Consider the following 9433-nt stretch of genomic DNA (forward strand, 5'->3'; position numbering starts at 1 on the left):
GAGGAAGAAGAGCGCGGCGACGCCGTTGACGATCGCGGCGAGGACGTTCTTGGTGGCGTTGAGGCGCTGCAGGCTGTCCTGGAGCAGCATGCCCATGAGGGAGAGGTAGATGATCCCCTGCGCGGCTGTGAAGTAGCCGCCGTAGACGCTGGCGAGCATGATGGCGGCGAAGAGGAGCGGTCCGCCGTCGGGGTGGGGGGCTTCGGAGCCGTTGCGCTCCCGTCGGCGCTGGACGGCCCGGGCGATGCGGGGCTGCAGGATCACGAGCACGAGGGCGAGCGCGACCAGGACGGGGACGACGGTCTCGAAGGCTGTAGAGGGCAGCAGGAGCAGCAGCATCGCGCCGCTGAGGCCGCCGATGAGCGCCGCGAGGCCGAGGCGCAGGATCCGGCTGCGCTGGCCGGTGAGTTCGGCGCGGTAGCCGATGGCTCCGCTGATCGATCCCGGTATCAGCCCGAGGCCGTTGGAGACCGTCGCGGTGACCGGGGGCATGCCGGTGGCCAGCAGGACGGGGAAGGTGATGAGCGTTCCCGATCCGACGATGGTGTTGATGGTGCCGGCGGCCGTGCCGGCGGCGAAGACTGCGAGTGCTTCCCAGATGGACAAGGCCATCTCCTCACATGATCGAGTGTCGCCTCCCCGCCATGAAGGTCGAGGGGCCGCACCGATCATGCACGACTGCGTGCATGTATCAGTCGATGGGGGGCTGTTCGCGTCGCTCCGTACCACCGCCCTGCTGCGGGATGTTGCCGCCGCTGTTGCCGGACAGCGGGCCGCCGAAGCTGCCGATGGCTCCGGAGAGGCCCTTGAGCGCGTCGCCGATCTCGCTGGGCACGATCCAGAGCTTGTTGGCGTCGCCCTCGGCGATCTTCGGCAGCATCTGGAGGTACTGGTACGAGAGGAGCTTCTGGTCGGGGTCGCCGGCGTGGATGGCCTCGAAGACCGTACGCACGGCCTGGGCCTCGCCCTCGGCGCGCAGGGCGGCGGCCCTGGCCTCGCCTTCCGCGCGCAGGATCGCGGACTGCTTCTCACCCTCGGCGGTCAGGATCTGCGACTGGCGGATGCCTTCGGCGGTGAGGATCGCGGCGCGCTTGTCGCGGTCGGCGCGCATCTGCTTCTCCATCGAGTCCTGGATGGAGGTGGGCGGCTCGATCGCCTTGAGCTCGACGCGGTTGACGCGGATGCCCCACTTGCCGGTGGCCTCGTCGAGGACGCCGCGCAGGGCCGCGTTGATCTCCTCGCGGGAGGTGAGGGTGCGCTCCAGGTCCATGCCTCCGATGATGTTGCGGAGGGTGGTGACGGTGAGCTGCTCGATCGCCTGGATGTAGCTGGCGACTTCGTAGGTGGCGGCGCGGGCGTCGGTCACCTGGTAGTAGATGACGGTGTCGATGTTGACGACGAGGTTGTCCTGGGTGATCACCGGCTGGGGCGGGAACGGTACGACCTGTTCACGCAGGTCGATCCGGTTGCGGATCGAGTCGATGAACGGGACCACGATGTTCAGCCCCGCGTTGAGAGTGCGGGTGTAGCGGCCGAAGCGCTCGACGATGGCGGCACTGGCCTGCGGGATGACCTGGATCGTCTTGATCAGGGCGATGAATACCAGCACCACCAGGATGACCAGAACGATAATGATCGACGGCATCGTGCTTCCCGTGCCCCTTCGCTGCCGGATGAATCTGATGATCGAGTTTCCCAGACCACGGCCGGTCGTGTGAGCGGTTCGGTCACATGACCAACCCCGATCGGCTGACGGGCGCGGTCACATGACCACGGCGGTCGCACCGTCGATCTCCACCACGTCGACCTGCTCGCCGGGTTCGAAGGCCAGTGAGGTGTCGAGTGCGCGGGCCGACCAGATCTCTCCCGCCAGCTTGATACGGCCGCCGCCGCTGTCGACCCGTTCCAGGACGACCGCTTGACGGCCTCTCAGCGCGTCGACGCCGGTGGCCAGTTGGGGGCGCTGTGAGCTGTGGCGCAGGGCGATGGGCCGTACGACCGCGATGAGTGCGACCGACACCGCGGCGAAGACCACCACCTGTGCGACCACGCCGAAGCCGAGGCCCGCCGTGACGGCTCCGGCGACCGCTCCCGCGGAGAGCATGCCGAATTCGGGCATGGCGGTGAGTACCAGAGGAATGCCCAGGCCCACTGCCGCGATCAGCCACCACACCCACGCGTCGATGTCCACAGGGGCATGGTAGGTCCGCGAACGGTCCCGCGGACAGGGCGCGATAAGCCGCGGAGGGCGACAGGGGACGGCGGTGGAGGCCGCGGTCAGGAGAGCGGGAGTCCGTGGGCCGTCCAGCGCTCGCCGTTGCGCTCGACGACGAGCGGCAGGCCGAAGCAGCGGGAGAGGTTGCGGGCGGTGAGCTCGGTCTCCATGGGGCCGGCGGCAAGCACCTTGCCCTGGCGGATCATGAGGACGTGGGTGAAGCCGGGTGCGATCTCCTCGACATGGTGGGTCACCATGATCATGGAGGGGGCGAACGGGTCACGGGCGAGGCGGCCGAGGCGGCGCACCAGGTCTTCGCGGCCGCCGAGGTCGAGGCCGGCGGCGGGCTCGTCGAGAAGCAGGAGTTCGGGGTCGGTCATCATCGCGCGGGCGATGAGTGTGCGCTTGCGCTCTCCTTCGGAGAGGGTGCCGAACTTGCGGTCCAGGTACTCCGACATGCCGAGGCGGTCAAGGAAGGCGCGGGCGCGCTCCTCGTCGACGGCGTCGTAGTCCTCGTGCCAGGTGGCGGTCATGCCGTACGCGGCCGTGAGGACGGTCTGCAGGACGGTCTGGCGCTTGGGCAGCTTCTCGGCCATGGCGATGCCGGCCACGCCGATGCGGGGGCGGAGGTCGAAGACGTCCACCTTGCCGAGCTGGTCGCCGAGGACGCGGGCGGTGCCCTTGGTGGGGAAGAGGTAGCTGGAGGCGATGTTGAGGAGGGTGGTCTTGCCGGCGCCGTTGGGGCCGAGGATCACCCAGCGCTCACCCTCCTTGACCGACCAGGAGACGTCGTCCACCAGAGCGCGTCCGTCGCGGACCACGGATACGTCCACCAGCTCCAGTACATCGCTCATGAGCGCGTTGTCTCCCCATGCAATCGTCGAGAGGTCTCGAGGGCCCTGTGCGCCTGTGAGCGCGGCTCCAAGGGAAAACCTACGCCACCGGTCGTGCGTGCTGGTCCCCCGGTCCGGTACCTAGGCTGGGTCCATGCTTTCGGAACCTCGTTCAGGACGGCTGGCCGCATGGGGAAATGCCCTGTTGGCCGGATTTGTATCACCGGATGACGCAGTGCTGGCGATCGTCGGGGACGACGCCGTGCACCGTGTGGAGGGGCTGCCGGGTGAGGCGGGGCCGGTCGGGCTCACGCTGGCGCTCGGGCGGCTGCGCGGACTGGGGGTGCGGGGTTTCCGGGTCGCACTGCCCGCGCCGGGCCATCCGCTGGGGCTCAGCGGTCCGCCGGCGTTCAACGCACGGGCGCTGGACGCGGAGGAGGCCGTCGTCTGCCACGGCGCCGCATGGGGTCTGGTGCCGGATGTGTACGAGGCGGGCCCGGACGGCGATGTGCATGTGGAGGTCGTCTGGCACTGTCTGCCGGTGCGGGAGGCTCCGCCTGCCGATGTGCCTTCGCTCGGGGAGGCCGAGCGGGAGCTCGCCGAGGGGCTGCGGGAGGCGACGGCGCTGCTGTCGAAGCTCGATGTGGCGGCGTCGGGTCCGGTCGCGGAGGCCGCGTTGGACGCATACCGGGCGCGGGCCGAGGCAGGTTCGGGCCAGGAGGTGCTCGCACCGGGATATCCGCCTCGCGCGGTACGGGTGCTGGAGCTTGCGCAGCGGATCGGGCTGCTGATCTCGCTGGCGTACGAGAACGGGCACGGCGGTGCGGTGAGCGCCTCGGAGATGGCGGCGCGGGGGGCGGCGCTGCGACCGGTGGAACGGGTGGCGCGGCGCGCTCAGGTGGCCGCGTACAACGCGTATGTGGAGGACCAGGAGCGCCGCGGGGAGGGCTGACGGGAGCGCTCGTGCCGGGTCCCGTCGGACAGGGCCCGGCGCAGCGCTCCGGCGCGGTCGGCCGACGGGTCGGGCGGGCGGGCCGGCGGGGATGATGCGACCGGCCCCCGGGCGGAGCCTGGGGACCGGTGGTCACTGCGGTGCTGCGGAAACCGTCAGCGGGTGGTTCAGAAGTTGATGCCCTCGTTGCCGAAGGCCGGGTTGAGCGCCCCGATGACGTTGGCGGTGTTGCCCACGACGTTGACCGGGACGTGGATCGGGGCCTGAATCAGGTTGCCGGAGCCGACGCCCGGAGAGTTGACGGCGTAGCCTTCGGCGTGCGCGGAGGTGGCGGACGCGACACCGGCACCCGCGGCGATGAGGCCACCGGCAACCATGGAAACGGCAACGGCCTTCTTCAGGTTCTTCACTTCAGGATCCTCCTGGTCATCGCTGCGGCGGGATCGTCGCAGCACGCCATGGAGAACGCCGGCGCGCCGATCGGGATACGCCGTGTGGGCGATATACACACGACGGTATGAATCTCACACCGGAGGGCGACGGTCCGGTTGGTCGTCCCATTGACCTGCTGAAACGTTCCGATCAGCTGGTGAGTCCGTGCCGTACCGCCCACAGCGCCGCCTGCGTACGGTCCGCCAGGTCGAGCTTCATCAGAATGTTCGACACATGGGTCTTCACCGTTTTCTCCGAGAGGACCAGGGCGCGGGCGATCTCCCGGTTGGAGCGGCCGTCGGCGATGAGGCCGAGCACCTCGCGCTCCCGCTCGGTGAGGGAAGTGCCCCTCCCCTGACCGGTGTTGGGGTCGTCCTGGGCGAGCAGCGCGCCTGCCACTTCGGGCTGGAGCAGCACATGGCCCGCGTGCACGGAGCGGATCGCACCGGCGAGGGCTTCCGGGTCCACGTCCTTGTACACGTAACCGGACGCGCCCGCGCGCAGGGCCGGGACCACCGTGCGCTGCTCGGTGAAGCTGGTGACCACCAACACCTTGGCGGGGTTGGCGAGTTCGCGGAGCTTGCGCAGTGCCTCGATGCCGTCGGTACCGGGCATCTTGACGTCCATGAGGATGACGTCGGGGCGGAGTTCCTCGGCGCGGGCGACGCCCTCGGCGCCGTCCCCGGCCTCCCCCACGACCGCTATGTCGTCCTGCACCTCCAGGAACGTGCGCAGCCCCCGGCGGACCACCTGGTGGTCGTCCACCAGCAGCACTCGGATCCTCGCCTTCGAACTGGGCGCAGCTTCAGCCACCGGGCACCTCCATCTCTATCGTGGTGCCCTTTCCGGGCGCCGATTCCACCGTGAGTGTGCCGCCGACGCCGCTTGCCCGGTCGCGCATCGAGACGAGCCCGAGATGGCGGCCGGCCCTGCGCACCGACGTGGGCTCGAAGCCCTTGCCGTCGTCGGTGACGCTGAGGACCACGCCCTGGCTGCGGCGGGCCAGGGTGACGGCCACCAGCTCCGCGTCCGAGTGCCGCAGTGCGTTGTGCAGGGCTTCCTGGGCGACCCGCAGGAGAGCCTCCTCCTGGGCGGCGGGCAGCGCACGCACTCCGTAGCTGCCGAAGGTGACCCGCGCGGTGTGGGCGCGGTCGAGGACCTGTATGTGCGTACGGAGCGTGTTGACCAGGCCGTCCTCGTCGAGGGCGGCGGGGCGCAGCTCGACCACCGCCGCCCGAAGCTCGTCGGCGGCCTCGGCGGCGAGGGCGGCGACCTGCTGCAGCTCACCCTTGGCGCGGACCGGGTCACGGTCCACGAGGGCGGCGGCGGCCTGGGCGGTCAGCCGGAGCGAGAACAGCTTCTGGCTGACGGCGTCGTGCAGCTCATGGGCGAGCCGGGAGCGCTCCTCGGCGATGGTCAGCTCGCGGCTGCGCTCGTACAGCCGGGCGTTGGTGAGGGCGATGGCGGCGTGCTGGGCGAGTATCGACAGAAGCTGCTCGTCGTCCTCGGTGAAGCCGCATCCGCCGTCCGGCTTGGGGCACCTCTTGTTGGCGAGGAACAGCGCGCCGATCGTCTCCTCGCCGTCCTTGATGGGCAGTCCCAGGAAGTCGGACATGTCGGGGTGGGCGGAGGGCCAGCCCTCGAAGCGGGGGTCCTTCCGTACGTCCGCGAGGCGCTCGGGCTTCGCGTCCCTGAGCATCGAGGCGAGGATGCCGTGCTGGCGCGGCAGCGGGCCGATCGCCCGCCACTGCTCGTCGCTGACGCCGTCGACGACGAACTGGGCGAAGCCGCCGTGGTCGTCGGGCACGCCCAGTGCCGCGTACTCGGCGTCGAGCAGCTCGCGGGCCGAGGCGACGATCGTCTTGAGGACGTCGCGCATCTCGAGATGCCTGCTCATCGCGAGGAGAGCGGTGCTCACGGCGGCGAGGCCGGAGCTCGGTCGATGGCTCATGGGATCACCGTACCGGCGGGGTGTGACCGTGCGTATCGACCTGTGGACGGCGGCCGGTCAGGACTCGGGACGTAGGTCGAAGGGCCTTGCACGGTCCGGGCCGGGGGACGAGGCGGCGGGCGACGGCCCGGATCCACTCTGAGGGCAACGGCAACAGAGGGGATGGATGACATGCCTGTCGCGATCATCACGGGGGCTTCGAAAGGTCTCGGGCGTGCGCTGGGCGCCGCGCTTGCGCAGCGCGGCTGGGATCTGGTGCTGGACGCGCGGACGGCGGCCGTGCTGGACGACGCCGCGGTCGAGCTGAAGCGGTACGGAACGCGGGTGGTGGCGGTGCCCGGGGATGTCACGGACGCCCGGCACCGTAGGGATCTGGTGTCGGCCGCCCGGGAGCTGGGCGGGCTGGATCTGCTGGTGAGCAATGCGAGCGCGCTGGGCGCGCAGCCGCTGGTGCGGCTGGAGGAGCTGCCGCTGGAGGGTTTGCGGGCGGCGCTGGAGACCAATGTGGTGGCGGCGCTGGGGCTGGTGCAGGAGGCGCTCGCGCTGCTGCGGGCCGGTGCGTCCGGGGCGGTGATCGCGGTCTCCTCGGACGCGGCGGCGGAGGCGTACGAGACGTGGGGCGGGTACGGGGCGTCGAAGGCGGCGCTCGACCACCTCGCGGCGGTCCTCGCGGTGGAGGAGCCACAGCTACGGGTCTGGACGGTCGACCCGGGCGACATGCAGACGGATCTGTACGCGGCGGCGGTCCCGGACGACGACGAGCCGAGGCCGCAGCCGGAGTCGGTGGTTCCGGGCTTCCTGCGACTGCTGGACGAGCGACCGGTCAGCGGGCGGTACGCGGCGCCCTCGCTGGTGGGGGCGCGATGAGCGTGCTGGAGGCGCTGCGGGTGCCGGAAGAGTTGTCGGCGCGGGTGCCGGCGGAGGAGCGCGGGGCCGGGCGGGACGACGTGCGGCTGATGGTGTCGCGCGGGACGGCGGTGTCGCACCACGCGTTCCGGGAGCTGCCGGGGTTGCTGCGGGCCGGTGATGTGCTGGTGGTGAATACGTCCACGACGCTGGCGGCCGCTGTGAACGGACGGCTCGGCGCGGAGCGGCTGGTCGTGCACTTCTCGACGCGCGGGGACGACGGCCGGTGGGCGGTGGAGCTGCGCTCGCCGGACGGGGCGGGCAGCACGCTGCCGAGGGCCGGGGGCCCGGCGGGGGCGCAGATACGGCTGCCCGGGGGCGGGCTGCTCGTCCCGGAGGAGCCTCTGGTGCCCGGCGCCGGCCGCCTCTGGTGGGCCACGGCGTCCGTCGGCGTACCGGCGCTGCTGAGGCGGTACGGCAGGCCCATCCGGTACCGCTACACCGAGCGGGACCAGCCGCTCTCCGCGTATCAGACGGTGTTCGCGCTGCCCGCGGCCGACGGGGCCGGCTCGGCGGAGATGCCGAGCGCGGGCCGCCCCTTCACCGAGCGGCTGGTCGCGGAGCTGGTGCGCCGGGGGGTTCAGTTCGCTCCGGTCACGCTGCACACGGGCGTGGCGTCGGCGGAGGCGCACGAACCGCCGTACCCGGAGCGCTTCGCGGTGCCCGCGACCACGGCGTGGCTGGTGAACGCCGCCCGTGCGCGGAGGAATGGGCACGGAGTGCCTGCCGGGAAGGGTGGTGGCGGGCGGAGGGCGGGACGGATCGTCGCGGTCGGGACGACGGCGGTCCGGGCGCTGGAATCGGCCACCGGTCCGGACGGGGTCGTGCGGGCGGCATCCGGCTGGACCGATCTCGTCGTCACTCCCGCGCGTGGGGTGCGGGCGGTGGACGGTCTGCTGACCGGTCTCCACGAGCCGGAGGCCTCGCACCTGCTGATGCTGGCGGCGATCGCCGGGCGGGAGGCTCTGGCCGGCGGCTATGCCGAGGCGGTACGGCGGCTCTACCTCTGGCACGAGTTCGGCGACGTCCACCTCATCCTCCCGGAGGAGTGCGATCACTCACCGGATTGCTGAAGCAACGCATGGTGAGACCGCCGCACCCCCGATGTGAGCCCGCGCATAGGACCCACGTCACTTACGAAGCTCACTAGTGGATGCATAAAGGACATGTGAGCAGGGCAGTACGGGTGACTTGTCCGAATTTGGGGCTTACGGCTCTACTACCCGAGGTCGTACGTCACACCTTTGCCACAAGAAATTGCGGCCGCTAAGAATTGCGTTCGTCGCCGCCGAGCAGGCGCTGCGCCTCCCGGCCAAAGCGACTCCCGCTATTCGAAGAGGTACGTCTCGCATGAACGCGTCCCGCACCCCCGGCTTCCGCCGTATGTCCAAGACCCACAAGTTCTCGATCGCCGGTGTCGCCGCTGTTGGCGCCTCCGCCCTCGCGTTCTCGCTCGTCCCGGGCAACGCTGTCGCCGGCACCGAGACGCAGTCCGTGCCCGCCTCCCAGGTCGCCTGGTCCACGAGCGTCGACACCGCGAAGGCCACCGCCCTGCAGGCGAGCATCGCCGAGCAGAACGCCTTCACCGCCGCCCAGGCCAATGCCGCTGCGCAGGCCAAGGTCGCCGCGAAGGCCCAGGCCGAGGCCGCCGCCAAGGCGAAGGCCCAGGCCGAGGCGGCTGCCCGGGCCAAGGCCGCCGCGAAGGCCAAGGCCGAGGCCGCTGCCAAGCAGCGCGCCGCGGAGCAGGCCGCCAGCCGCGCCGCCGCCCGTAAGCCCGTCTACGCGAACAACCTGGACGGCTGGATCCGCGAGGCCCTGGACATCATGAAGAAGCACAACATCCCGGGCACCTACCACGGCATCCACAAGAACATCATGCGTGAGTCCTCCGGTAACCCGCGTGCCATCAACAACTGGGACATCAACGCGATCAACGGCGTCCCGTCGAAGGGCCTGCTGCAGATCATCAAGCCCACCTTCGACGCGTACCACGTCCCCGGCACCGCCTGGGACCAGTACGACCCGGTCGCCAACATCGTCGCGTCCTGCAACTACGCGGCCGACCGTTACGGCTCGATGGACAACGTGAACAGCGCGTACTGACAGACCCCCATGCGCCGCAGGGCGGCACCCGGAGAGATCCC

Annotated in this window: 11 protein-coding genes; 4 read left to right on the top strand and 7 right to left on the bottom strand. The window is 70.6% G+C overall.

The window, feature by feature from the left end; all coding sequences use genetic code 11:
* From ACWGI8_RS32245 to ACWGI8_RS32260, 4 genes are all read right to left on the bottom strand, one after another.
* Positions 1–612, bottom strand: a 612-nt coding sequence (locus tag ACWGI8_RS32245; protein WP_453666324.1) for a sulfite exporter TauE/SafE family protein, incomplete at its 3' end; no start/stop codon positions are given.
* Between the two features lie 79 nt (positions 613–691).
* A complete protein-coding gene (locus ACWGI8_RS32250; protein WP_453666326.1) occupies positions 692–1645 on the bottom strand; it encodes an SPFH domain-containing protein in 954 nt (317 codons plus the stop codon).
* 117 nt (positions 1646–1762) lie between these two features.
* On the bottom strand, positions 1763–2191 hold the full coding sequence (locus ACWGI8_RS32255) for an NfeD family protein (protein ID WP_453666328.1): 429 nt from the start codon (positions 2189–2191) through the stop codon (positions 1763–1765).
* A gap of 86 nt (positions 2192–2277) precedes the next feature.
* The gene (locus ACWGI8_RS32260) at positions 2278–3069 is read right to left on the bottom strand and encodes an ABC transporter ATP-binding protein (protein ID WP_453666330.1); all 792 of its coding nucleotides are present in this window, start codon (positions 3067–3069) and stop codon (positions 2278–2280) included.
* Positions 3070–3202: 133 nt separating this feature from the next.
* Here ACWGI8_RS32260 and ACWGI8_RS32265 point away from each other — a divergent pair, with 133 nt between their 5' ends.
* The gene (locus tag ACWGI8_RS32265; protein WP_453666332.1) at positions 3203–4000 is read left to right on the top strand and encodes a hypothetical protein; all 798 of its coding nucleotides are present in this window, start codon (positions 3203–3205) and stop codon (positions 3998–4000) included.
* A 167-nt stretch (positions 4001–4167) separates the two neighbouring features.
* On the opposite strand, the gene ACWGI8_RS32270 is transcribed toward ACWGI8_RS32265, so the two are convergent.
* The 3 genes from ACWGI8_RS32270 to ACWGI8_RS32280 form a co-directional block, all read right to left on the bottom strand.
* Positions 4168–4410: a chaplin gene (locus tag ACWGI8_RS32270; protein WP_453666333.1), complete on the bottom strand. Its 243-nt coding sequence runs from the start codon at positions 4408–4410 to the stop codon at positions 4168–4170.
* A 172-nt stretch (positions 4411–4582) separates the two neighbouring features.
* A complete protein-coding gene (locus tag ACWGI8_RS32275) occupies positions 4583–5245 on the bottom strand; it encodes a response regulator (RefSeq protein ID WP_453666334.1) in 663 nt (220 codons plus the stop codon).
* The gene (locus ACWGI8_RS32280) at positions 5238–6383 is read right to left on the bottom strand and encodes a GAF domain-containing sensor histidine kinase (RefSeq protein WP_453666335.1); all 1146 of its coding nucleotides are present in this window, start codon (positions 6381–6383) and stop codon (positions 5238–5240) included. The genes ACWGI8_RS32275 and ACWGI8_RS32280 overlap by 8 nt, the downstream gene beginning before the upstream one ends.
* 171 nt (positions 6384–6554) lie before the next feature.
* On the opposite strand from ACWGI8_RS32280, the gene ACWGI8_RS32285 reads away from it, so the two are divergent.
* From ACWGI8_RS32285 to ACWGI8_RS32295, 3 genes are all read left to right on the top strand, one after another.
* Positions 6555–7250, top strand: coding sequence for an SDR family NAD(P)-dependent oxidoreductase (locus ACWGI8_RS32285; RefSeq protein ID WP_453666337.1), 696 nt, complete (start codon positions 6555–6557; stop codon positions 7248–7250).
* Complete coding sequence (locus ACWGI8_RS32290; RefSeq protein WP_453666339.1) at positions 7247–8362, top strand: S-adenosylmethionine:tRNA ribosyltransferase-isomerase; 1116 nt, start codon at positions 7247–7249, stop codon at positions 8360–8362. Before ACWGI8_RS32285 ends, ACWGI8_RS32290 begins: the two co-directional genes overlap by 4 nt.
* A gap of 277 nt (positions 8363–8639) precedes the next feature.
* On the top strand, positions 8640–9392 hold the full coding sequence (locus ACWGI8_RS32295) for a transglycosylase SLT domain-containing protein (protein ID WP_453666340.1): 753 nt from the start codon (positions 8640–8642) through the stop codon (positions 9390–9392).
* Positions 9393–9433: the final 41 nt, after the last annotated feature.

The organism is Streptomyces sp. NPDC054841 (genome assembly GCF_053611045.1).

Bases quoted from the DNA above. Each gene is read 5' to 3' on its own strand.
- ACWGI8_RS32295 (WP_453666340.1), top strand. From the start codon at position 8,640: ATGAACGCGTCCCGCACCCCCGGCTTCCGCCGTATGTCCAAGACCCAC.
- ACWGI8_RS32280 (WP_453666335.1), bottom strand. From the start codon at position 6,383: ATGAGCCATCGACCGAGCTCCGGCCTCGCCGCCGTGAGCACCGCTCTC.
- ACWGI8_RS32250 (WP_453666326.1), bottom strand. From the start codon at position 1,645: ATGCCGTCGATCATTATCGTTCTGGTCATCCTGGTGGTGCTGGTATTC.
- ACWGI8_RS32260 (WP_453666330.1), bottom strand. From the start codon at position 3,069: ATGAGCGATGTACTGGAGCTGGTGGACGTATCCGTGGTCCGCGACGGA.
- ACWGI8_RS32265 (WP_453666332.1), top strand. From the start codon at position 3,203: ATGCTTTCGGAACCTCGTTCAGGACGGCTGGCCGCATGGGGAAATGCC.
- ACWGI8_RS32290 (WP_453666339.1), top strand. From the start codon at position 7,247: ATGAGCGTGCTGGAGGCGCTGCGGGTGCCGGAAGAGTTGTCGGCGCGG.
- ACWGI8_RS32285 (WP_453666337.1), top strand. From the start codon at position 6,555: ATGCCTGTCGCGATCATCACGGGGGCTTCGAAAGGTCTCGGGCGTGCG.